The organism is Streptomyces sp. NBC_00038 (genome assembly GCF_026343635.1).
In the GTDB taxonomy this organism is placed as follows: Bacteria; Actinomycetota; Actinomycetes; order Streptomycetales; family Streptomycetaceae; genus Streptomyces.
Map to the genome: position 1 here is coordinate 8,816,222 of NZ_JAPELQ010000001.1, position 23,881 is coordinate 8,840,102.

The 23,881-nt window shown below is 69.5% G+C and carries 19 protein-coding genes; 12 read left to right on the forward strand and 7 right to left on the reverse strand.

Going from position 1 to position 23,881, the window contains the following annotated elements; genetic code table 11:
- Window positions 1–48: 48 nt before the first annotated feature.
- The 3 genes from frc (OG219_RS39540) (at window position 49) to OG219_RS39550 (ending at window position 4,457) form a co-directional block, all read left to right on the forward strand.
- On the forward strand, window positions 49–1,278 hold the full coding sequence (gene frc / locus OG219_RS39540; protein WP_266834922.1) for a formyl-CoA transferase: 1,230 nt from the start codon (window positions 49–51) through the stop codon (window positions 1,276–1,278).
- 209 nt (window positions 1,279–1,487) lie between these two features.
- Window positions 1,488–3,776 carry an FdhF/YdeP family oxidoreductase gene (locus OG219_RS39545; RefSeq protein WP_266834924.1) on the forward strand — a complete coding sequence of 763 codons (2,289 nt, stop codon included), beginning with the start codon at window positions 1,488–1,490 and terminating at the stop codon, window positions 3,774–3,776.
- A 156-nt stretch (window positions 3,777–3,932) separates the two neighbouring features.
- Window positions 3,933–4,457, forward strand: a complete 525-nt coding sequence (locus tag OG219_RS39550) for a carbonic anhydrase (RefSeq protein WP_266834926.1) — start codon at window positions 3,933–3,935, stop codon at window positions 4,455–4,457.
- 16 nt (window positions 4,458–4,473) lie between these two features.
- Here OG219_RS39550 and OG219_RS39555 read toward each other — a convergent pair whose 3' ends face one another.
- Window positions 4,474–5,169, reverse strand: a complete 696-nt coding sequence (locus OG219_RS39555) for a GntR family transcriptional regulator (protein WP_266834928.1) — start codon at window positions 5,167–5,169, stop codon at window positions 4,474–4,476.
- A gap of 231 nt (window positions 5,170–5,400) precedes the next feature.
- Here OG219_RS39555 and OG219_RS39560 point away from each other — a divergent pair, with 231 nt between their 5' ends.
- A complete protein-coding gene (locus OG219_RS39560) occupies window positions 5,401–6,201 on the forward strand; it encodes an acyl-CoA dehydrogenase family protein (protein ID WP_266834930.1) in 801 nt (266 codons plus the stop codon).
- A 29-nt stretch (window positions 6,202–6,230) separates the two neighbouring features.
- On the opposite strand, the gene OG219_RS39565 is transcribed toward OG219_RS39560, so the two are convergent.
- Window positions 6,231–6,920 (reverse strand): GntR family transcriptional regulator, encoded by a 690-nt coding sequence (locus OG219_RS39565; RefSeq protein ID WP_266834932.1) that lies wholly within the window; start codon window positions 6,918–6,920, stop codon window positions 6,231–6,233.
- Between the two features lie 241 nt (window positions 6,921–7,161).
- On the opposite strand from OG219_RS39565, the gene OG219_RS39570 reads away from it, so the two are divergent.
- The 4 genes from OG219_RS39570 to OG219_RS39585 are packed head-to-tail and all read left to right on the forward strand — an operon-like array spanning window position 7,162 to window position 12,281.
- Window positions 7,162–7,641, forward strand: coding sequence for an NAD(P)H-dependent oxidoreductase subunit E (locus OG219_RS39570; protein WP_266473166.1), 480 nt, complete (start codon window positions 7,162–7,164; stop codon window positions 7,639–7,641).
- Entirely contained in the window at window positions 7,638–9,251 is a 1,614-nt protein-coding gene (locus OG219_RS39575) for an NADH-quinone oxidoreductase subunit NuoF (protein ID WP_266834934.1), read from the forward strand. Before OG219_RS39570 ends, OG219_RS39575 begins: the two co-directional genes overlap by 4 nt.
- On the forward strand, window positions 9,248–12,067 hold the full coding sequence (fdhF, locus tag OG219_RS39580; protein WP_266834936.1) for a formate dehydrogenase subunit alpha: 2,820 nt from the start codon (window positions 9,248–9,250) through the stop codon (window positions 12,065–12,067). The genes OG219_RS39575 and fdhF overlap by 4 nt, the downstream gene beginning before the upstream one ends.
- A gap of 31 nt (window positions 12,068–12,098) precedes the next feature.
- A complete protein-coding gene (locus OG219_RS39585) occupies window positions 12,099–12,281 on the forward strand; it encodes a formate dehydrogenase subunit delta (protein WP_266473163.1) in 183 nt (60 codons plus the stop codon).
- Window positions 12,282–12,479: 198 nt separating this feature from the next.
- Here the strand turns inward: OG219_RS39585 and moaA are convergent, their stop codons facing one another.
- A complete protein-coding gene (moaA, locus tag OG219_RS39590) occupies window positions 12,480–13,469 on the reverse strand; it encodes a GTP 3',8-cyclase MoaA (protein ID WP_266834939.1) in 990 nt (329 codons plus the stop codon).
- A 93-nt stretch (window positions 13,470–13,562) separates the two neighbouring features.
- Here moaA and OG219_RS39595 point away from each other — a divergent pair, with 93 nt between their 5' ends.
- On the forward strand, window positions 13,563–14,537 hold the full coding sequence (locus OG219_RS39595; RefSeq protein ID WP_266834941.1) for a 2-dehydropantoate 2-reductase: 975 nt from the start codon (window positions 13,563–13,565) through the stop codon (window positions 14,535–14,537).
- A 114-nt stretch (window positions 14,538–14,651) separates the two neighbouring features.
- Window positions 14,652–15,587: a LysR family transcriptional regulator gene (locus OG219_RS39600; RefSeq protein WP_266834943.1), complete on the forward strand. Its 936-nt coding sequence runs from the start codon at window positions 14,652–14,654 to the stop codon at window positions 15,585–15,587.
- Between the two features lie 34 nt (window positions 15,588–15,621).
- Here OG219_RS39600 and OG219_RS39605 read toward each other — a convergent pair whose 3' ends face one another.
- Complete coding sequence (locus OG219_RS39605) at window positions 15,622–17,211, reverse strand: FadD7 family fatty acid--CoA ligase (protein ID WP_266834945.1); 1,590 nt, start codon at window positions 17,209–17,211, stop codon at window positions 15,622–15,624.
- A 266-nt stretch (window positions 17,212–17,477) separates the two neighbouring features.
- On the opposite strand from OG219_RS39605, the gene oxc reads away from it, so the two are divergent.
- Entirely contained in the window at window positions 17,478–19,229 is a 1,752-nt protein-coding gene (gene oxc, locus OG219_RS39610; RefSeq protein ID WP_266834948.1) for an oxalyl-CoA decarboxylase, read from the forward strand.
- Window positions 19,230–19,340: 111 nt separating this feature from the next.
- Window positions 19,341–20,597, forward strand: coding sequence for a formyl-CoA transferase (frc, locus tag OG219_RS39615; protein ID WP_266834950.1), 1,257 nt, complete (start codon window positions 19,341–19,343; stop codon window positions 20,595–20,597).
- A 67-nt stretch (window positions 20,598–20,664) separates the two neighbouring features.
- Here frc (OG219_RS39615) and OG219_RS39620 read toward each other — a convergent pair whose 3' ends face one another.
- The 3 genes from OG219_RS39620 to OG219_RS39630 all read right to left on the reverse strand — a co-directional run bounded on the left by OG219_RS39620 (window position 20,665) and on the right by OG219_RS39630 (window position 23,732).
- Entirely contained in the window at window positions 20,665–21,105 is a 441-nt protein-coding gene (locus OG219_RS39620; protein ID WP_266834952.1) for a PAS domain-containing protein, read from the reverse strand.
- 69 nt (window positions 21,106–21,174) lie between these two features.
- Entirely contained in the window at window positions 21,175–22,671 is a 1,497-nt protein-coding gene (locus tag OG219_RS39625) for an aromatic amino acid lyase (RefSeq protein WP_266834954.1), read from the reverse strand.
- Between the two features lie 104 nt (window positions 22,672–22,775).
- The gene (locus OG219_RS39630; protein WP_266834956.1) at window positions 22,776–23,732 is read right to left on the reverse strand and encodes an ABC transporter substrate-binding protein; all 957 of its coding nucleotides are present in this window, start codon (window positions 23,730–23,732) and stop codon (window positions 22,776–22,778) included.
- Window positions 23,733–23,881: the final 149 nt, after the last annotated feature.

The window sequence follows — 23,881 nt, forward strand, 5'->3', positions numbered from 1 at the left end:
AGTATGGATGTTCCCTGGGATGGCGACACACAGAGTGAGGCGGCGATCATGACGAAGGCTCTCGAGGGCGTGCGCGTCCTGGATATGACGCACGTGCAGTCCGGCCCGTCCGCGACTCAGATCCTCGCGTGGCTCGGTGCCGATGTGGTCAAGGTCGAGGCGCCGACCGGTGACATCACGCGCAAGCAGCTGCGCGACCTCCCGGACGTGGACAGCCTCTACTTCACGATGCTCAACAGCAACAAGCGCAGCATCACCCTCAACACCAAGACTGAACGTGGCAAAGAGCTCCTCACGGAGCTGATCCGGGGCTCCGACGTCATGGTCGAGAACTTCGGACCCGGAGCCATCGACCGCATGGGCTTCACCTGGGACCGCATTCGAGAGATCAACCCCCGCATCGTCTACGCCTCCATCAAGGGCTTCGGCGAAGGCCCGTACACGAACTACAAGGCGTACGAAGTCGTCGCGCAGGCCATGGGCGGGTCGATGGCGACCACCGGTTTCGAGGACGGCCCACCGCTGGCGACCGGCGCGCAGATCGGCGACTCCGGCACCGGTATGCACGCCGTGGCAGGGATCCTCGCCGCTCTCTTCCAGCGCACCCACACCGGTCGCGGTCAGCGGGTCAACGTCGCGATGCAGCACGCCGTGCTCAACCTCTGCCGGGTGAAACTGCGCGATCAGCAGCGGCTCGCGCACGGCCCGCTCGCGGAGTTCCCGAACGAGGACTTCGGCGACGAGGTGCCGCGCTCGGGCAACGCGAGCGGCGGCGGGCAGCCGGGCTGGGCGGTCAAGTGCGCGCCGGGCGGCCCGAACGACTACGTGTACGTGATCGTCCAGCCGGTCGGCTGGAAGCCGATCAGCGAGCTCATCGGCCGGCCCGAGCTGGCCGAGGACCCCGAGTGGGCCACCCCCGAGGTCAGGCTGCCCAAGCTGGGGAAGATGTTCCAGCTCATCGAGGAATGGACCAGCACCCTCTCCAAGATGGAGGTCCTGGAGGCGCTCAACGCCCACCACATCCCCTGCGGTCCCGTCCTGTCCACCAAGGAGATCATCGAGGACGCCTCGCTCGCCGCCAACGAGATCGTCGTCAAGGTCGAGCACCCCGAGCGCGGAACGTACGTCACGGTCGGCAACCCCCTGAAACTGTCCGACTCCCCGGTCAAGGTGGAGCGGTCCCCGCTGCTCGGCGAGCACAACGAGGAGATCTACCTCCGTGAGCTCGGCCTCTCCCGCGACGAGCTGCCGCTGCTCAAGGCGCAGGGTGTGATCTGACCGACTGCCGTCCACCCGGCGACCGTCGTCGGGGCAGGTCAAAGGGGGTTCCGAACGCTTGATAGACGGCTTCTATCGCGTAGAAGTTGTTCTCTCTTTGACTACTTCTCAAGGCCTGGCCGAAGCTGATCACGAGCGGGAGTTCGGTTCCCGCCGCGGCGCTGGATTTGTCGTGCGCGCGGGAGCGGCAGAAAGGCACAGGCCAGATCATGAGCACCATCGAGGACCCGGAAGACCGTCTGGAAGTCACCCCGCCCAAGACCTGGGCGACCGGACTGCCCGCCGTGACGCACGCGATCCAGTACTCGCTGGGCCAGACCTCGGTCCGGCGCACGGCGCTGACCCTGCTGAACATCAACCAGACCAAGGGCTTCGACTGCCCCGGCTGCGCCTGGCCGGAACCCGCGCCGGGCCACCGGGCCAAGAACGAGTACTGCGAGAACGGCGCCAAGCACATCAACGACGAGGCGACCTCACGCCGCGTCACCGCCGACTTCTTCCGGGAACACCCGGTGTCCGAGCTGGGCCAGAAGTCCGACTACTGGCTCAACCAGCAGGGCAGGCTGACCGAACCCATGGTCAAGCGGCCCGGCTCGGACCACTACGAGCCGATCGGCTGGGACGAGGCGCTCGGCCTGCTCGCCGAGGAACTGCGCCTGCTCGACTCGCCCGACGAAGCCCTCTTCTACACCTCGGGCCGGCTCAACAACGAGGCCGCTTTCCTCCTCCAGCTCTTCGCCCGTGCCTTCGGTACGAACAACCTGCCCGACTGCAGCAACATGTGCCACGAGTCCAGTGGTTCGGCACTCGGGGAGACATTGGGCATCGGCAAGGGCAGCGTGAGCCTGGACGACATCCACCACTCCGACCTCGTCTTCGTGGTGGGCCAGAACCCGGGCACCAACCACCCGCGGATGCTCTCGGCGCTGGAGGAGACCAAGCTCAACGGCGGCCACATCGTCGCCGTGAACCCGCTGCCCGAGGCCGGCCTCATGCGGTTCAAGCATCCGCAGAAGGCCCGCGGAATCGTCGGCCGGGGCACCGCAATCGCAGATCAGTTCCTGCAGATCCGGCCCGGCGGCGACCTCGCCCTCTTCCAGGCGCTGAACCTGCTGATCCTGGAGGCGGAGGAGGCGAATCCCGGAACGGTTCTGGACCACGGATTCATCGACGTCTCCACGATCGGCTTCGAGGCGTTCGCCGCGCAGGCCCGCAAGGCCAACTGGGACGACATCCTCGACGCCACGGGGCTGACCCGCGAGGAGATCGAAGAGGTAGGGGAGCGGGTCCTCGGCGCGGAGAACATCATCGTCTGCTGGGCGATGGGTCTCACCCAGCAGAAGCACGCCGTCCCCACCATCCGCGAGGTCGTCAACTTCCTCATGCTGCGCGGCAACATCGGCAAACCCGGAGCGGGCGTCTGCCCCGTGCGCGGCCACAGCAATGTGCAGGGCGACCGGACCATGGGCATCTGGGAGCGGATGCCGCAGAGCTTCCTGGACGCCCTGGAGCGCGAGTTCGGCTTCGCCCCGCCCACCGCGCACGGCCTGGACTCGGTGAACGCCATCCGGGCCATGCGCGACGGCGAGGCCAAGGTCTTCGTCGGGGTCGCCGGAAACTTCATCAGGGCCACGCCCGACAGCGACGTCACCGAGCGGGCGATGCGACGGTGCCGTCTCACCGCGCACATCTCCACCAAGCTCAACCGCTCCCACACCGTCTGCGGCGAGACCGCGCTGATCCTGCCCACCCTGGGCCGCAGCGACCGGGACATCCAGGCGGGCGGCGAGCAGTTCATCACCGTCGAGGACTCCATGAGCGAGGTCCACGCCTCCCGGGGCCGCCTGCACCCGGCCTCACCGCACCTGCTCAGCGAGGTGGCGATCATCTCGCGGCTGGCCCGGCGGACCCTGGGCGACGAACCGTCCATCCCCTGGGAGAAGTTCGAGGCGGACTACGGCACGATCCGGGACCGGATCTCCCGGGTCGTCCCGGGCTTCGACGACTTCAGCATCCGGGTCGACCGGCCGGGCGGCTTCCGGCTGCCCAACCCGGTGAACTCCGGGGTGTTCCCGACCCCGAGCGGCAAGGCCGTCTTCACCTGCAACGACTTCGAGATGCTGAGCGCACCCGCGGGGCATCTGCTGCTCCAGACGCTGCGCTCGCACGACCAGTGGAACACCATCCCGTACGCCATGAACGACCGCTACCGGGGCATCCACAACGGGCGCCGCGTGGTCCTGGTGAACCCCGTCGACCTGGAGGCGCTCGGGCTCGCCGACCGCAGCGAGGTGGACCTGGTGAGCGTGTGGCGCGACGGTGTGGAACGCCGGGCGGAGAAGTTCCGGGTGGTCGCCTATCCGACCACTCCCGGTTCCGCCGCGGCGTACTACCCCGAGACCAACGTCCTGGTGCCGCTGGACAGCGTGGCCGACATCAGCAACACCCCTACGTCGAAGGGTGTCGTCGTCCGCCTCGAACCCGCGGCCGTCGCCTGAGACAGCACCCCAGTCCAGAGTGCGTCCCTTGTACGCACTCTGGACAAGGGGCCGCACGATTACGAATACTGGCTACTTCATACCGTATACAGATCCGCCGGATCACGTGTGTAGATCCTCTTTCTCAGGCGTTCGACCGGAGTGAGGTAGCCCAGCATGTTGACACCAGCAACCCGTCTCAGCGGGACGGTCACCGACCGGCTCCTTGAAGCCAATCGCGCCTACGCCGCCGGATTCGTCGACCCCGGTATGGGCGCCAGTCCCGTTCTGCGCGTCGCCGTCGTGGCGTGCATGGACGCCCGGATCGACCTGCACGCCGCGCTCGGCCTGGAACTCGGCGACTGTCACACCGTCCGCAACGCGGGCGGAGTGGTCACCGACGACACGATCCGCTCCCTGACGATCAGTCAGCGCGCCCTCGGCACCCGCAGCGTCATCCTCATCCACCACACCGGCTGCGGTCTGCAGAGCCTGACCGAGGACTTCCGGATCGAGCTGGAGATGGAGGTCGGGCAGCGGCCGGCCTGGGCGGTCGAGGCCTTCCGGGACGTCGATCAGGACGTACGGCAGTCGATGCAGCGGGTGCGGACGTCACCGTTCCTGCCGCACACCGACGATGTGCGGGGCTTCGTCTTCGATGTGTCGACGGGCCTGCTGCGGGAGATCGACCCGGGGTACTGAGCCGCTCCCGCCCCGGTCAGCGGATGTGCCGGGCGGTCACCGCGGCGATCTGCTCGCAGTAGAAGTCGGCGGTGTTCCGGGTGTGCCGGCGCATGAGCTGTTCGGCACGCTCGGGATCTCCGTCGGCGATCGCCCGGATGATCTGGGCGTGTTCGTTCCAGGCGTCCGTGCCGCGGGGCTTGGCGATGGGCATGTAGTACCAGCGCACGCGCCGGTCGACCTGGGGGATGAGCTCCGCCAGGACCGCGTTGCGGGACAGGTGCGTGATGTGGCCGTGCAGGGCGGCGTTGGCCTCGACGATGGCGCGCGCGTCACCGGCCGCGAGGGCGGTGAGCCCCACCTGCTGCAGCTCCCACAGGCGGTCGACGTCGTGGGGTGTGGCGTGTTCCGCGGCGCCGCGCGCGGAGTGGGTTTCGAGCACGCCCCGGACGCTGAGGAGCTGGGCGCACTCCTCCGGTGTGGGGGAGTGGACGAACGCGCCCTGGGCGGGCCGCAGATCGACCCAGCCGGTGGTGTGCAGCCGTTGGAGCGCTTCACGTATGGGCTGGCGGCTGACGCCGAGATGGTCGGCGAGCTCGGCCTCGACTAGGTGCTGGCCCGGCTTGAGGGTGCCGTTGATGATCAGGTCGGTCAGGGCGTCGTAGACGGCCTGACGCAGCGGAGCGGGCCGGGCGATCGGGCCGCGGGCTGCCACGGTGGGCGTGTCGGGCATGGAACCCTCCCCCTCGTTGGACTGCTGTCCCGAAGCCTCTGGCTCCGGGATACTGACTGTAGTATGCAATAGCCACTCTGAGTGCCGCCCGTGACGCGAAATCGCGGAAATCGCCTCCCCCTCGCCAATTGCCCCCTCCTCACCTCTGGCGCATCCAACCGGATGCAGAATACTGTATGCAATCATGTGCGCCGCACAGCAGAGCTGCGCTCCCGAGGAGGGGGTCACCCCGTGTCGTACCGCACCGCTCTCTCTGAAGTCCTGAGGACCGTCATCGTGCCGACCGCCGAAGCGACCGGCGCGCGGGCGAAGTTTCCCCGCGCCTCCGTGACGGCCCTCGGCCGCGCCGGGCTGCTGGGGCTCACCGTCTCCACGGAATTCGGCGGCCTCGGGACGGGCCTGCCGGAAGCCGCCGAGGTGGTCGCTCGGATCGCCCGTATCTGCCCGGCGACCGCGGCCGTGCTCCAGTCCCACTACGCGGCGGTCGCCGTCCTGGAGTCGTACGGCAGCGCCTGGATCCGCGGCGAGATCGCCGCCGGACGCCATCTCGGCAGCCTTGCGCTCGCCGAGGACGACCCCGCCGAAGAGGGTGTACAGGGGGAGTTCTGGGCGTCACGCTCCACCGCCGCGCGCTCCGGTGACGTGGTCGCGCTTCGTGCCCGCAAACACCAGGTGGTGGCGGCGGGGGAGGCCGACAGCTATGTCTGGTCCTCCCGGCCGCTCACCGCGGCGGACGGCCTGACCCTCTGGGTGGTTCCGGCGCACGCCCCGGACCTGTTCGTGCCGGCCAGGCCGGACGGGGGAGGGCCGCACGGCAGCGCGACGTCCACCGTGTTCGCCGATCCGGTGCTGGTTCCCGCCGACGCGATGCTCGGCGGGGACGGCGGAGGGCTCGACATCGTGCTGCGCACGGTCCTGCCGTGGCTGCTCGAACTCCAGGCGGCCGTCGGCGCGGAGGCGGTCCACCCGGCGGTGGCCGATGTCTCGCTCCGGTCCGCCCGCCGCGCCGCCGATTCCCTCGCGGCGTCCTGAACCCGGCCGTGGGGCAGCCCGGACAGGTCCTAGTTCTGGGTGGCCCCGGCGGCGATCTGCTTGCGGTAGAAGTCGGTGGTGCGTTCGGTGTGCTTGCGCATGATCTCGCTCGCGCGGTCCGGGTCTCCCTTGGCGATGGCCTTGATGAGCTGCGAGTGCTCGTTCCAGGCCTCCTTGCCGCGGGGCTGGGCGATCGGCGTGTAGTACCAGCGCACCTTCTGGCCCACCAGCGAGATCAACTCGGACAGTACGGCGTTGTCGGCGACGGAGGTGACGAAGGCATGCAGCGCGGTGTTGGCGGCGACCAGGCGTTCGACATCGCCCGCGGCGAGCGCTTCGACGCCCTCCTCCTGCAACTCCCAGAGCCGTACGACGTCCTCGGGCTTCGCGTTCTCGGCGGCGAGCTGGGCCGAGTAGGTCTCCAGGACCGCGCGGACGCTGAGCAGCTGGGCGGCCTCCTCCTCGGTGGGGGAGTGCACGAACGCGCCCTGGGCGGGACGGAGGTCGACCCAGCCGTTCGTCTGGAGCCGCTGCAGCGCTTCGCGGACCGGCTGGCGGCTGACACCGAGGTGTTCGGCGAGTTCGGCCTCGACGAGATGCTGGCCGGGCTTGAGCGAGCCGCTGACGATCAGTTCGGTCAGCGCGTCGTAGACGGCCTGGCGCAGCGGTGCCGGGCGGGTGACGCGCCGGGACGCAGCGGCCGTGAGTGCCTCGCGCATGGGAGCCCCGTTCTGCCACCGGGCCTGTGGGGCCGACGGCTTTGCCAAGTGGTGGCCGCCGAGAGGGTTGCCGACGGCGGGCCTCAGCATACAGGTTTTGGTATGCAAGATGGCGTCCGCGACCCCGTGGCGGAATGGCACTGGGTGTGGCTGAGTACGGCTGAGTTCTGTATACAGAAGCCTGTATGGGGTATTGTCTCAGTCCCCTGCAAGCATCGCTATCGGCTCTTGGAGAGCGATCATGACGACCAGCGGGAGTGACGTGACGGTCGAGCACGTGGTGCGGAGGGTGGCGGCCCGCCACCGGGGGGAGCGGGGTGCACTGCTGCCCGTACTGCACGCCGTTCAGGCCGAGTTGGGCCATGTGCCGCAGGAGGCGATACCGGTACTCGCCGACGAGTTCAACCTCTCCCGTGCGGACGTCCACGGAGTGGTGACCTTCTACCACGACTTCCGCCGCGAGCCCGCCGGTCGCACCACGGTACGGATCTGCCGTGCCGAGGCCTGCCAGGCCCTGGGTGCCAACAGCCTGGTGGGCTACGCCCGCGAGGCCGGACTGTCCCTGGGGGAGACGACGGCGGACGGCGCGGTGACCGTGGAGCAGGTCTTCTGCCTCGGCAACTGCGCTCTGGGTCCGGCGGTGGAGGTGAACGGCCGACTGCATGGACGAGTGAGCCCGGCCGGTCTGGGCGCGATCCTCAACGGGACGGTGTCATCGTGAACAACACTTCGCAGGCCACGGCGAAGGTCTACGTCCCCCGCGACTCGGCGGCCAGGTCCGTCGGCGCGGACGAGGTCGCGGACGCCCTCCAACTGGCCGCCGTCGGAGGTGACTTCGACATCGAGATCGTACGGAACGGATCGCGCGGCATGCTCTGGCTGGAGCCGCTGGTCGAGGTGGTGACCCCGCAGGGCCGGGTCGGTTACGGACCGGTGGCCCCCGCGGACGTGGAGGGACTCCTCGCCGCTGGCCTGCTGGACGGCGCCGACCATCCCCTGCGGCTCGGCCTGGTGGACGAACTGCCCTGGCTGGCCCGCCAGAACCGCGTCACCTTCGCCAGAATCGGCGTCACCGACCCCCTGTCGACCGAGGACTATGTGGAGCACGGTGGGCTGGCGGGGCTGCACGCGGCCCTGGCGCTCGCCCCCGAGGACGTGGTCACGGAGGTCACCGACTCCGGACTGCGCGGCCGCGGCGGCGCGGGATTCCCCGCCGGCATCAAGTGGAAGACCGTGCTCGGCTGCACGGACGCGCTCAAGTTCGTCTGCTGCAACGCGGACGAGGGCGACAGCGGGACCTTCGCCGACCGGATGGTCATGGAGGGCGACCCGTTCATGCTCATCGAGGGCATGACGATCGCCGCGCACGCGGTCGGTGCGAGCGAGGGGTACCTCTACATCCGCTCGGAATATCCCGACGCGGTGGCCACGATGCGTGCGGCGATCGGCATCGCCCGCGAACACGGCTGGCTCGGCAAGGGCATCCTCGGCTCCGCGCTCGACTTCGACCTGCATGTCCGGGTCGGCGCCGGCGCGTACATCTGCGGCGAGGAGACCTCCATGCTGGAAAGCCTGGAGGGCAAGCGCGGCACCGTCCGCGCGAAGCCGCCGATCCCCGCCATCGAGGGCCTGTTCGGCAAACCGACCGTCGTGAACAACGTCCTCACGCTGGCCACCGTCCCCGTCGTCCTCGCGGACGGCGCGAAGGCCTACCAGGAACTAGGCGTCGAACGCTCCCGCGGCACCCAGGTGTTCCAGCTCGGCGGCAACATCGCGCACGGCGGCATCGTGGAGACCGCGTTCGGCGTCACCCTGCGCGAACTCGTCGAGGACTACGGCGGCGGCACGTTCTCCGGGCGCCCGGTGCGCACGGTGCAGGTCGGCGGCCCGCTCGGCGCCTATCTGCCGACGACGATGTTCGATCTGCCGATGGACTACGAGGCGTTCGCGGCGGCCGGCGCGATGGTCGGCCACGGCGGCCTGGTGGTGTTCGACGACAGCGTCGACATGGCCGCGCAGGCGCGCTTCGCGATGGAGTTCTGCGCCGAGGAGTCCTGCGGCAAGTGCACGCCGTGCAGGGTCGGTTCGGTGCGCGGTGTCGAGGTGATCGACAAGATCGTGGCCGGTGAACACCGGGACGAGAACCTGGCGTTGCTCGAAGACCTCTGCGACCTGATGACCGATGGCTCGCTCTGCGCGATGGGCGGCCTGACACCGATGCCCGTACGCAGCGCCATCACGCATTTCCCCGACGACTTCCTCGGCGGCCGTCGACGCCTGGAGATCCAACCCGTAACCACGACCGGCACGAGGACGGAGGGCACGGCATGACACTGCTCAAGGAACCCGACTTCGGCACCCCGGAGAGGCCCGGCGAGGCGACCGTCTCGGTGGAGGTCGACGGGATGCCGGTGACCGTGCCCGAGGGCACCTCGGTGATGCGCGCCGCAGCGCAGGCCGGGATCGACATACCCAAACTGTGCGCCACCGACAGCCTTGAACCCTTCGGCTCCTGCCGGCTGTGCGTGGTGGAGATCGACGGCCGGCGGGGCACCCCGGCGTCCTGCACCACGCCGTGCGCCGACGGGATGCAGGTGAGGACCCAGACGCCGAAGGTGGAGAAGCTCCGCCAGGGCGTCATGGAGCTCTACATCTCCGACCATCCGCTGGACTGCCTCACCTGCCCGGCCAACGGCGACTGCGAATTGCAGGACATGGCGGGCGTGGTCGGGCTGCGGCAGGTGCGGTACGGCTACGAGGGCGAGAACCACCTCGACGCCGAGAAGGACACCTCCAACCCGTACTTCGACTTCGACCCGTCCAAGTGCATCACCTGCTCCCGCTGCGTGCGGGCCTGCGGCGAGGTACAGGGCACGTTCGCGCTGACCATCGAGGGCCGCGGCTTCGAGTCCAAGGTGTCGGCGGGCGCCGGCGAGACCTTCATGGACTCCGAGTGCGTCTCCTGCGGTGCCTGCGTGCAGGCCTGCCCGACCTCGACGCTCCAGGAGAAGTCGGTCGTCGACCTCGGCATGCCCACCCGGTCGGTGATCACCACCTGCGCGTACTGCGGTGTCGGCTGCTCCTTCAAGGCGGAGCTGCGCGGCGACGAACTGGTCCGGATGGTGCCCCACAAGGACGGCGGCGCCAACGAGGGCCACTCCTGCGTGAAGGGCCGCTTCGCCTTCGGCTACGCCTCGCACCCCGACCGCATGCTCAAGCCCATGGTCCGCGAGAAGATCACCGACCCGTGGCGCGAGGTCGAGTGGGAAGAGGCCATCGGCACCGTCGCCACCAAGATGCGCGAACTCCAGGGCCGGTACGGGCCGAGTTCGATCGGCGCCATCTCCTCGTCACGCTGCACCAACGAAGAGGTCTACGTCGTACAGAAGATGGTCCGCGCGGCCTTCGGCAACAACAACATCGACACCTGCGCCCGGGTCTGCCACTCCCCGACGGGATACGGACTCAAGCAGACCTTCGGCGAGTCCGCCGGCACCCAGGACTTCCGCTCGGTCGCCGAGGCCGACGTCATCATGGTGATCGGGGCCAACCCCACCGACGGGCACCCGGTGTTCGCCTCCCGGATGAAGCGCCGGCTGCGCGAGGGCGCCGAGCTCATCGTGGTCGACCCGCGCCGTATCGACCTGGTGCGCTCGCCGCACATCGAGGCCGCGCACCACCTCCAGCTCAAGCCGAGCACGAACGTCGCCGTCGTCAACGCCATGGCGCACGTCGTGGTCACCGAGGGCCTGGCCGACCTGGCCTTCGTGGCGCAGCGCTGCGAAGGGTTCGCCGAGTGGGCCGAGTTCGTCGCCCGTCCGGAGAACAGCCCGGAGGCGACCGAGGAGATCAGCGGCGTACCGTCCGAGGAACTGCGGGCCGCCGCCCGGCTGTACGCGGCGGCGCCCAACGGGGCCATCTACTACGGCCTCGGCGTCACCGAGCACAGCCAGGGCTCGACCATGGTCATGGGAATGGCCAACCTCGCGATGGCGTGCGGCAACGTCGGCCGTGACGGTGTCGGCATCAACCCGCTGCGCGGTCAGAACAACGTGCAGGGCTCCTGCGACATGGGCTCCTTCCCGCACGAACTGCCCGGCTACCGGCACGTCTCCGACGACGCCGTGCGCGAGGTCTTCGAGAAGCTCTGGGGCGGCACGCTCCTGGCCGAGCCCGGACTCCGCATCCCCAACATGTTCGACGCCGCGATCGACGGCACCTTCCGGGGCCTGTTCGTGCACGGCGAGGACATCGCCCAGTCCGACCCGAACCTCAAGCACGTCACCGCCGCCCTCGAAGCGATGGAACTGGTCGTCGTACAGGACCTGTTCCTCAACGAGACGGCCAAGTTCGCGCACGTCTTCCTGCCCGGGGCGTCCTTCCTGGAGAAGGACGGCACCTTCACCAACGCGGAGCGCCGGATCAACCGGGTGCGCGCGGTGATGAAGCCGAAGACGGGCAAGCACGAGTGGCAGATCATCAGCGAGATCGCCACCGCGATGGGCTACACCATGTCCTACGACCACCCGAGCCAGATCATGGACGAGATCGCCTCGGTCACGCCGACCTTCACCGGCGTCTCCTTCGAGGTCCTCGACAAGCTCGGCAGCGTCCAGTGGCCGTGCAACGAGTCGGCTCCGGAGGGCACTCCGGTCATGCACATCGACGAATTCGTGCGCGGCAAGGGCAAGTTCGTGGTCACCAACTACGTGCCGACCGACGAGCGCAGCACCCGGCGCTTCCCGCTGGTCCTGACTACGGGCCGCATCCTCAGCCAGTACAACGTGGGCGCGCAGACCCGCCGTACCGGCAATGTCGCCTGGCACCCCGAGGACATCCTGGAACTGCACCCGCACGACGCGGAGACCCGCGGCATCAAGGACGGTGACCTGGTGACGCTGGCCAGCCGGGTCGGGAAGACGACGCTGCACGCGGAGATCTCCGACCGGATGCCGGCCGGCGTCGTCTACACCACGTTCCACCACCCGGTGACCGGCGCGAACGTGGTGACCACGGAGAACTCCGACTGGGCGACCAACTGCCCGGAGTACAAGGTGACCGCCGTACAGGTCGGCCTCGCGCATCCGCTCGGGCAGAGCGGCACGGAAGTCGTCGAGGACGACCGACTCGTCACGGTGGTGGACTGAGATGGCGGGCGGGGTGGCACCGGAGTCCAGGATGGCGAACCAGATCGCGGCGAACCATGTGCACCTGCCGGGTGATGCGGCCGCCGAGGCGATCGCGGGACACATCGGCAAGTTCTGGGACCCGCGCATGCGCAACCGGCTGTACGAGTTCGTCGACGCCGGAGCGGACGGGCTCGACCCGGTGGTGGTGGCCGCGGTCCGGCTGCTGCGATGACCGGCGGGCCGCACCGGCGCTCGAGGCCGGTGCGGCCCACCGGCCGCGTGCCTGTCGGCCGCATGCCGGCCGGTGGCGAGCTTGCCAGCCGGGTGTCTGCCGGTCGTGTGCCCGCTGGTCGTCGGCTTGCCGGTCGCGAGTCAGCCGACCGCGAGCCCCAGGGTCGCCGGCCCCGGGCCCGGTGGTCGGAAAAGGCTCTCAGCCGCCGATCGCGGACATCGGGCGCTGAGGCTGGAGGAAGGACGGGTCGTCGAGGCCGGAGCCTGCCTTCTTGCCCCACATCGCGGCGCGCCAGCTGTCGGCGATCTCCCGGTCCGGCGCACCGGCACGCAGAACAGCACGCAGGTCGGACTCCTCGCGGGCGAACAGACAGTCGCGGACCTGCCCGTCGGCGGTGAGCCGGGTGCGGTCGCAGGCACGGCAGAACGGTCGGGTGACGGAGGCGATCACTCCGACCCGGCCGGGTCCGCCGTCGACCAGCCAGCGTTCGGCGGGCGCGGAGCCGCGTACGGCCGAGGGCTCGGGGGTGAGGGCGAAACGGGCCGAGAGCCGCTCGATGATCTCGGCGGCGGTGACCATGTCCTCGCGCTGCCAGCCGTGCTGGGCGTCGAGCGGCATCTGCTCGATGAACCGCAGCTCGTAGCCGTGGCGGAGGGCCCAGTCGAGCAGGTCGGCGGCCTCGCCGTCGTTGACGCCGCGCATCAGGACCGTGTTGACCTTGACCGGGGTGAGGCCCGCGTCGTGGGCGGCGGTGAGGCCCGCGATGACGTCGTGGTGCCGGTCGCGGCGGGTGAGGGTGCGGAAGACCTCCGGGTTCAGGGTGTCGAGGGAGACGTTGACCCGGTCGAGCCCGGCGGTGCGCAGCGCCCCGGCGGTGCGGGCCAGGCCGATGCCGTTGGTGGTGAGGGAGATCCTGGGGCGCGGGTCCAGGGCGGCGCAGCGCTCGACGATGCCCACCAGGCCCGGGCGGAGCAGGGGCTCGCCACCGGTGAAGCGCACCTCGGTGACGCCCAGCTCGGTCACCGCGATCGAGACCATGCGCACGATCTCGTCGTCCGTGAGCAGCTCCGGCTTGGGCAGCCACCGCAGGCCCTCCTCCGGCATGCAGTACGTGCACCGCAGATTGCACCGGTCGGTCAGTGAGACCCGTAGATCGGTGGCGATCCGGCCATGCGTATCGATCAGCACGAGCTGCCCCCTTGGCTCTGTGGCACGAGACTGTACATCCAGTGAGGATACTGCATACAGTATTTATCACGACCCCTTCGAAGAGGAGCCGCCATGAAAATCGCCGTTCTCGGAGCCGGTGCGATCGGCGCCTATGTCGGAGCGGCACTGCACCGCGGTGGCGCCGAGGTCCACCTGATCGCACGCGGTGAGCATCTGAAGGCGATACGGGCCCACGGGGTCCGGGTGAACAGCCCGCGCGGCGACTTCGTGGCACATCCCCATGCCACGGACGACCCGGCCGAGATCGGCCCCGTGGACTATGTGTTCCTGGGGCTGAAGGCGCACTCCTACCCCTCCAGCGGATCGCTGGTCGCCCCGCTGCTCGGCGACCGGACCGCGGTGGTGGCCGGTCAGAACGGCGTTCCGTGGTGGTACTTCCACAAACTCGCCGGTCCCTACGAAGGCCGGCGCATCGAGGCGGTCGACCCGGACGGCGCGACCAGCCGGGTGCTGCCGCCGGAGCGGGCCATCGGCTGTGTGGTCTACCCCGCCACGGTCATCGAGGCCCCCGGGGTGATCCGGCACCTGGAGGGCACCAGGTTCTCCATCGGGGAGCCGGCGGGCGGAGTCTCCGACCGGTGCACGGCCCTGAGCGAGGCCATGGTCGCGGGCGGGCTGAAGAGCCCGGTGGAGCCCAATCTGCGCGACGACATCTGGATCAAGCTGATGGGCAATGTCGCCTTCAACCCGATCAGCGCGCTCACCCGGGCGACGATGGCCGACATCTGCCGGCACCCTCCCACCCGGCGGCTGGTCACCCTTCTCATGGAGGAGACCCTCGACATCGCGTCCAGGGTCGGCAGCACGCCCGACATCTCCATCGAGAAGCGGCTGCGCGGTGCCGAAGGAGTGGGGCACCACAAGACCTCGATGCTCCAGGACCTGGAGGCCGGCAAGCAGCTGGAGCTCGACGCCATCGTGACCGCGGTGGTGGAGATGGCCGACATCTCCGGCGCCGACGCACCCACACTGCGCGCGGTCCACGCCGCGACCGATCTGCTGGCGCGGGGCGGGCAGCGGAGCTGACAGCAGCACGGGCAGCGGGGCGGACAACGGAGCCGGCAACGGGGCTGACAACAGGCGTGACCAGCCAGGCTGGGTAGGCTTGGCCGATCACATGGCACCAGCGAGGAGTCGTTCATGCTGTTCCGTCAGCTGGAGTACTTCGTAGCGGTGGCCAGGGAGAGGCACTTCGCCCGGGCGGCGGAATCCTGCTACGTCTCACAGCCCGCGCTCTCGGCGGCGATCGCCAAGCTGGAGCGCGAGCTGAACGTCACGCTGATCAACCGCGGGCACAACTACCAGGGCCTCACCCCGGAGGGCGAACGGCTCGTCGTGTGGGCCAAGCGGATCCTCGCCGAGCAGGACGCGTTCAAGGCCGAGGTGGCCGCCGTACAGTCCGGCATCACCGGAACCCTGCGGCTGGGCACGGACCCCACGGCGTCGACGACCCTGGCGCTTCCCGTGGCTGCGTTCTGCGCGGCCCACCCGCTGGCCAAGGTGCAGGTCCGGTCCCGGCTGTCGACCAAGGAACTCCACCGCCAGCTGCGGGACTTCGAGCTGGACGTGGCGATCGCCCACTTCGACCCCGGTGACCAGGAAGGACTGCAGGTCGTCCCCCTGTATCAGGAGCGGTACATGCTCCTGATCTCCGCCGACCAGCTGACCTCCCAGACCACCTCCACCATGACCTGGGCGGACGCGGCCCAGCTGCCGCTCGCGCTGCTGACCCCCGACATGAGGATCCGCCAGATCATCGACAGCGTCTTCGCGGACAAGGGTTTCGTGGTGACCCCGCAGGTGGAGACGGACTCGATCGCCTCCCTCTACGCGCACGTCGGCGGCGGTGAGTGGGCGAGCATCGTGCCGCACGCGTGGCTGCGTGCGATGCCGGTGATCGGCCGGACGCGAGCGCTGCCCCTGGTCGACCCGGAGGCCGGGGCGCAGGTGTCGGTGGCGATCCACGCGGCGACCCCCGGTTCGGTCGCGGCGCGGGCGTTCGTCAACGCGGCGACGGGGCTCGCGCTGGACGACTTCTTCAACCAGCCGCTGCCGGCCGAGCACCGCGTGCGCTGAGCCGGGGGCCCGCCCGTGCGGCACGACGGGCGCCTCACGGGGCGTACTCGGCCTCCACCGCCAGCCGGTCCAGCGCTCCCTTGGCGGTGTGCGGCAGCGCGGCGACGAGCTCGATCCGGTCGGGAACCTCGAAGGGTGCCAGCCGGTCACGGGCGTACCGCAGGATCTGCTCGGACCCGATGCTCTCGCCTTCGCGTACGACCACGGCGGCCGCGACCCGCTGCCCGTAGACCGGGTCGGGGACGGCGAACACGGCCGCCTCGGTGACTCCGGGGCACCCGGCGATGATGTCCTCGACATGCTCGGGCGAGATCTTCTCGCCGCCGCGGTTGATGAGGTTCTTGATGCGCCCGGTGAGGGACAGGTACCCGTCCTTGTCCAGGCGGCCGAGGTCACCGGTGCGCAGCCACCCATCGGCGAAACCGCGTGCCGTCTCGCCGGGGTCGCCGAGGTAGCCGCGGGCGACGGTCGGACCGTGCACCCACACCTCGCCCTCGGTGCCGACGGGACATGTCCGCCCGCTCGGGTCGACGACGCGGAGCTCCACTCCGGTGGGCCGGCCGACCGATCCCTGCTTCAGGGGTCCTGGCGGCAGCGGCTCACTGGTGGCCTGGTGCGTGGACTCGGTCATCCCGTACGCGGACAGCAGCGGCGCTCCGAAGGTGCGTTCCAGCGCCCGCTGCGTGGCGGTGTTGAGAGGCGCGCTGCAACTGCGGACGAACTTCAGCGGCGGGGTCTGCGGGCCCGGGTACTCGGTCTCCGCCCGGTCCAGGAGGATCTCGTGGATGGTCGGGACCGCGGTGAACCAGGTGGCGCCCGCGGCATGCATGTCGTCCCAGAACGTGCGCGCCGAGAACCGTCCCCGCTCGGGCAGCAGTACGCATCCGCCACTGGCCAGGGATGCCAGGAGCGCCGCGAAGAGTCCGTGGCCGTGGAAGAACGGCATCACCGCGACCGTCGCGTCGGCCGGCCCCAGCTCGTAGGTGGCGCAGATGCTCCGCACGGACGCGGCCACGTTGGCGTGCGTCAGCGGGACCATCTTGGCGCGGGCGGTGGTGCCCGCCGTGAACAGGACGAGGGCGTCCTGCTCCGAGAGTTCGGGGGCCGCGCCCCGCACCCGGCGCACCGCACGCGCGCCGGTGTCGAGGTCGACCGCCGCCGTCCCCGCGCGGGAGGCGATCACGCGGATCGGCCAGGTGGGGAGAGCGACCTCGGCGGCCGGCGGTGCGTCGGCCACCGAGGGACCGAGCAGGAGCGCCTGCGCGCCCAGCGCTTCGAGCCGGGCGGACAGCTGGGACCCGGGCAGCGTCGGGTCCAGCGGGGCGACCACCAGACCGGCCCGCGCCGCACCCAGGAGCGCGACGACGAACTCCGCGTTGTTGGCGCAGAGCAGTCCGATCGCGTCGCCGCGACGCAGCCCCGTGCCACCGAGCCGGGCCGCCACCTCGTCGGCGAGGGCCGCGAGGGCGCGGTAGGACAGGTGTACCCGGTCCCCGGTGACGACGAGGGCACGGGCGTGCGGACGCTCGTGTACGTGCCGGTCCAGGAGATCGGCGAGGCCCGTGACCGAGGGTGGCCGGTACCGGTCCGCGTCGCGCACGGATGCCGCCGCCGGAACGGCCATGACTCCACCTCCCGTGCCACGTCCGATGAACCAGTCCTCTGCGAGCCTGCGGTCGTGTGCGGTGCGCGTCCAATACGCACTGGCGACCGGCCGATAGCAGGTGTCTATCAAGGGGGTTGCGCCGCAGGTCGGGGGCTCTCCACCCGCCATCGATAGATGCTGTTTATCAGCTGGTCGTCGATGGGTCTTGGACGCGGGGAGCGCGGCTCACGAAGGTGAGTGGAGTAGCCGCACTGGCAGGACCTGCCCAAGGAGGACCTCGGATCATGACCGCCCCCTCAACTGTGGAGACACCGGCGAGCGCCGACGTTCCGACCGAGCTCACCGACGGGTACCACTTGGTCGTCGACGCGCTCAAGTTGAACGACGTGGACACCATCTACGGGGTGGTCGGCATCCCGATCACCGACTTGGCCCGCCTCGCGCAGGCACAGGGCATCCGTTACATCGGCTTCCGCCACGAGAGCAACGCGGGACACGCGGCCGCGGCGGCCGGATACCTCACGAAGAAGCCCGGAGTGGCGCTGACGGTGTCCGCACCGGGCTTCCTCAACGGACTTGTGGCGCTGGCGAACGCGACCACGAACTGTTTCCCGATGGTCCAGATCTCAGGCTCCAGCGAGCGCCACCTCGTCGACCTCAAACAGGGCGACTACGAGGAGATGGACCAACTCGCCGCGGCGCAGCCGTTCGTGAAGGCCGCGTACCGCGTGAGCCGGGTCGAGGACATCGGCCGCGGTATCGCCCGAGCGCTACGCACCGCGATATCCGGGCGTCCCGGCGGTGTCTACCTCGACATCCCGGCAGCGGTCCTCGGGTCCATCATGGACGCGGAGGCCGGTGCCAAGACGCTCAGCCGTCTCGTCGACCCGGCGCCGCGCCAACTGCCCGCGCCGGAAGCGGTGGACCGGGCGATCGAGCTGCTGGCGGGGGCGCAGCGGCCGCTGGTCCTGCTCGGCAAGGGCGCCGCCTACGCGCAGGCGGACGACAAGGTTCGCGACTTCATCGAGTCCACCGGCATCCCGTACGTACCGATGTCGATGGCCAAGGGCCTGCTGCCCGACAACCACCCGCAGTCGGCCGCCACCGCCCGCTCGCTGGCACTGAAGAAGGCCGATGTCGTGGTGCTCGTCGGCGCCCGCCTGAACTGGCTGCTCAACCACGGCGAGGGGCCGTCGTGGAACCCCGACGCCAAGTTCATCCAGATCGACATCGAGCCCAAGGAGATGGACAGCAACCAGCCCATCGCGGCCCCGCTGGTCGGGGACATCGAGTCGGTGCTCGACGCGATCGCCGAGCGGACCAAACCCGGTCAGATCGCGGCCCCCGCCGCCTGGCGGGAGGAACTGGGAGCGCGCTCGGCGCAGAACGTCGCCAAGATGGCGGAGCGCCTCAAGGCCGACCCGAGCCCGATGCAGTTCATGGGCGCGCTGAAGGCGGTACGTGACGTCGTGGTCGAGCGCCCCGAGACGTACATCGTCAACGAAGGCGCCAACGCGCTGGACATCGCGCGCAACGTGATCGACATGCACGTACCCCGCCACCGCCTCGACAGCGGCACCTGGGGCGTCATGGGCATCGGCATGGGGTACGCGATCGCCGCCGCCGTCGAGAGCGGCGAGCCGGTCGTGGCGGTGGAGGGCGACAGCGCCTTCGGGTTCAGCGGCATGGAGCTGGAGACGATCTGCCGCTACAAGCTGCCCGTGGTCACCGTGATCATGAACAACGGCGGCGTCTACCGCGGCGACGACGTCAACCCCCTCGACGACGCCCCGTCGCCGACCACCCTGATGCTCTCGGCCCGCCACGACCTGATGATCGAGGCGTTCGGCGGCAAGGGCTATCGCGCGACCACGCCCGCCGAGGTCACCGCGGCCCTCGTCGACGCGCTGGCCACGGGCGGCCCGGCGCTCATCGACTGTGTGATCGACCCCTCGGCCGGCACCGAGAGCGGCCACATCGCGCACCTCAACCCCAAGGGCATCACCGTCGGCAACATCACGCCGAAGAAGAAGTGAGCCACCCCTTCGACACCGAGCGCCTCGACCCCGAGCGCTCCATCCCCGAACAACTTCCCCCGCACAGCCACCTCTTGCAAAAGCGAGAGCTCTCAGGAGAAGGAAAACACCATGAGTGAAAAGCCGCTCGCCGGAATCAAGGTGATCGACTTCACCGGGGTCCAGGCCGGTCCCGCGTGTACACAGATGCTCGCCTGGTTCGGCGCCGACGTCATCAAGGTCGAGCGCATCAACGGCGGCGACGTGACGCGCCGTCAGCTCCGTGACATCCCGGACCTCGACGCCCTCTACTTCACCATGCTGAACAGCAACAAGCGCTCGCTGGCCATCAACACCAAGGCCCCCGAGGGCAAGGAGGTCATGGAGAAGCTGATCCGCGAGGCGGACATCCTGGTGGAGAACTTCGCGCCGGGCGCCATGGACCGCATGGGCCTCGGCTGGGACTACATCCACGAGCTGAACCCGCGGCTGATCTTCGGCTCGGTCAAGGGCTTCAACGACGACTCGAAGTGGAACGACCTCAAGGTCTACGAGAACGTCGCCCAGGCCGCCGGCGGGGCCGCGTCCACCACCGGTTTCTGGGACGGTCCGCCCACCATCAGCGGCTCGGCCCTCGGCGACAGCAACAGCGGTATGCACCTGATGATCGGCCTGCTGACCGCGATCATCCAGCGCAACGCGACGGGCCTCGGCCAGAAGGTATCGGTGTCCATGCAGGACGCCGTGCTCAACCTGACCCGGGTCAAGCTCCGTGACCAGCAGCGCCTGGAGAAGATCGGCTACCTGGAGGAGTACCCGCAGTACCCGAACGGCGAGTTCGGCGACGCGGTGCCCCGTGGCGGCAACGCCGGCGGCGGCGGCCAGCCGGGCTGGATCCTGAAGTGCAAGGGCTGGGAGACCGATCCCAACGCCTACATCTACTTCACGATCCAGGAGCAGAACTGGGTGCGCACCTGCGAGGTCATCGGGCATCCCGAGTGGGCCGAGGACCCGGAGTACACCACCGCTCTGGCCCGCCAGCCGCGCATCATGGACATCTTCGCCGAGATCGAGAAGTGGCTGGCCGACAAGACGAAGTACGAGGCGGTCGACATCCTGCGCACCTTCGAGGTGCCCTGCGCGCCGGTGCTCAGCATGAAGGAGCTCGCCGCCGACCCCGACATGCGCAAGAGCGGCACGATCGTCGAGGTCGAGCAGAAGGAGCGCGGCACCTACCTGACCGTGGGCAGCCCGATCAAGTTCTCCGGCTTCAAGCCCGAGATCGAGGGTGCGCCGCTGCTCGGCGAGCACACCGACGAGGTGCTCGCGGACCTCGGCTACGACGCGAACGACATCCGCAAGCTGCACGAGGGCAAGGTCGTCGCCTGACCTGAGTCCCGCACCACGAAGCAGGGCCACCGTCGTGACGGTGGCCCTGCCGTTGCGGAGGCGTTTCTCAGGCTGTGGTCTGGGCCGCGGCGGCCTCGTTGCGCCGCATCCGCTCCTTCTCCCGGGCCCGGCGCGCGGTGACATCCCGGATGACCGCACCGCAGTGGGCCGCGCCGCCGTCGGGATCGGCCAGCAGCACCACGCTGAACTCGATGGAGAGCTTGCGGCCGTCCGCCCCGAGCGCGGGAACCGACAGGAGGTCCGCTTCCCCGTACCTGCTGGTCCCTTGCTCCATGGCCGTCACGAAGCCGTCCCAGTGACGCTGCCGGTGCTTCTCGGGGATGATGATGTCCAGGCTGCGACCGGCGACCTCGCCCGCCGAGAACCCGAAGATGCGCTCCGCACCCCGGTTCCAATAGCGGATCAGTCCTTCGCGGTCGATGATCACTATGCCGTCGGGTGCCTGGGCAGCCATTCCCAGCACCACCTCGGGATCCAGATCTTCCATGTCTCCTCCGAGCCGGGGCCATTGGAAGCGCCAGCATACTGCATACAATTCACATTGCATACAGTTTGGCTAAGTCTTGGCCAGGTCATTGAGGAGACCCGCGGCGGCCGCCACGTCGTCCGTGAGCGGGCGGTCGGCCATGGCGGGGTCCAGGACCGCTGCCGCCCGGGCGTAGGCCAGGCCCGCCGGGACCGCCGGGTCCGGCGCGGTACCCCGCTGGCGCAACGCCCGTACCGCGGCGACGAGTTCGCAGCCCAGCACCAGCCGGTACGCCTCGGTCAGCCGCAGCGCCTTGCGGGCCGCCTGGGTGGCGAAGCTCGCCGCCTCCTCCAGCCCGTGCGCCAGCACCACATGTCCGAGGGCGGCCGGGGTGGCACACGCCTGGACCTCGGCGAGCGCGGCCGACGCGCTGTACTCCAGGATCATCACGCCCGAACCCGCCGATGCCTCGTCGGCCAGGAAGGAGCGCAGTCCGGTCAGTTCGGGGCGGCAGAGGCCGGACAGCCGGGCGGCGGACAGCCGTGCCGTGCCGAGCGTGGCCAGGCACAGCTGGTCGAGGGCCAGAGTGAGCGGCGCGGCGAAGAAACCGCCGTGATGGTGGGCGACCGGGGCGCCCGTGACCTCGTCCCAGCCGATCAGCGGGTTCTCGGTGGCGGAGTTGAGGTCGATGGACAGCACGCGCTCCAGTCCCGCCCATGCCTCCGTCGCCGGGCCGTGCGCCTGGGGGAAGCACCGGAAGCCGAAGGGGTCCTGCACCCGCGCGGACGGCGGCAGGGGCTGCTCCGGCACTCCGGCCGGCCGTCGCCCGGGAACGCCGAGCAGCCGTCGTACGTGTGCCGCGGAGCGCCCGATGGCCGGATGCGGGTGGGCCCGGTGGACCTCGGGCGCGTACGGCTCCAGGGAGCCGTCTATCGCGAACAGCGCCAGCGCGGCCACCACATGCGCGGCGCGCAGCAGCCCGCCCAGGTCGTGGCTGACGAGCGCGGACTGGCCCAGGGTGAGGGCGCTGCTGCTCAACAGGGCCAGCGCGTCGCCGCGTTCGATCCGCAGAGCCTGTGGAACCGGCTTCCCGGCGTCCGCCGTGGAGCCTTCCCAGGCGCCCTGCCCGAACAGCGCAAGGCCCAACTGGGCCAGCGCCGTCAGGTCCCCGGTGCCCACCGCCCCGTACTCGGTGACCGGAGGATGTACTCCCGCTCGCAGCGCGGCCGCGATGGCCTCGGCGATCTCCGGGCGCAGGCCCGAGCCGCCGGCGAGCAGCTGGTTGATCCGGACCGCCATCATGGCGCGGACCTGGCGCGCGGGCAGGGGCTCGCCCACGCCGCCCGCGTGGCTGCGCAGCAGCCGCAGATCGTGGCCGTCTCCGTCGTGCTCTTCGACGACGGCGGTGCGGTGCGCCCCGACTCCGGTGCTGCGCCCGTACACCCGGGCGCCGTCCGCCGTCAGCTTCCGTGCGGCGCACCGGGTGTGCTCCATCGCCTCCAGCGCCGCCGGATGCACGGCGGGAGCCATCGTGCCCCCGGCGATCCGGCTGACGGCGTCCGCGTCGAGGTCACGGCCGTTGAGCATCCTGGACGTACTCCTCAGCCCTGCGTTCTAGGTCGCCTGCGCGTCTCAGGACGTCGGCCGGAGCGGCTGTTCGCCGATGTCCGCCCCGGCCGTCATGCGGTGGGTCAGGACAGTCCGGCGGAGGCGAGCCACTCCTTGGCGACGTCCAGCGGGTCCTTGTTGTCGGCCTGGACCTGGCTGTTGAGCTCGATCAGGGTTTCGGTGTCGAGCTTCGCCGAAATGGCATTGAGCACGGTGACGCCCTCGGCAGGGAGATCGCTCTTGTACGCCAGCGGAGTCACGTTCTGGAAACTGAAGAGGTTCTTCGGGTCCTTGAGGACGACGAACTTATTGGCGGTGATGGTGGGGTCCGTCGTGAAAAGGTCCGCGGCCTGGATGTTGTTTCCCTTGAGAGCCGCGACCGTCAGCGGACCGCCCGCGTCCAGCGCCTTGAAGGACTTGAATTCAAGGCCGTACTCGGACTTGAGGCCCAACAGCCCCTGCTGGCGCGTCTGGAACTCGGGCGAACCGCCGATGACCAGGTCGGAGGCCACGTCGGCGAGGTCGGCGATCGTCGACTCACTGGTGAGGCTGTACTTCTTGGCCGTCGCCTCGTTGATGGCGACCGCGTCCTTGTCCTCGGCTGTGGACGGCTCCAACAGGGTGAGCTTGGGATCGAGTTCGGCGGTTATGGACTTGTTGGTGTCCTCGACCGAGGTCGGGACCGCGTCGGCATTCAGATAGGACAGCAGGGCGCCGTTGTATTCCGGCATGACCGTGATCGTGCCGTTCTTGATCAGTCCGTACGTGGTCTCACGGCTGCCGATGTTCAGCTTGTAACTGACCTTGATGTCCTTGGACTTGAGGGCCTCGCCGTAGATGTCGGCGAGCAGGATGCTCTCGGGGAAGTTGTTGGAACCGACCACGACCGTCCCGCCGGCGGCGGCGTCGTCCTGCAAGGGGTCGTCGCTGCCGGAGTCGGAGGAGCCGCAGCCCGTCAGGGCGGCAGCGGCCGCAACCAGCAGGGAAACAGCGTACGTTGCGGACGTTCTGGTGCTTCTGGCGAAGGTCACTTTGGTCATCCAGACTTGGCATGGGGCGGAGCGGCGGCCCGACGGGCGCGGCGTTGCGATGGTCCAGACGATCCAATCGAGCCCGCTTACGGACCGTCAAGACACGAATAGATCACCGACGGAGACCACTTCATCACCACAGGATCACCACTGGATCA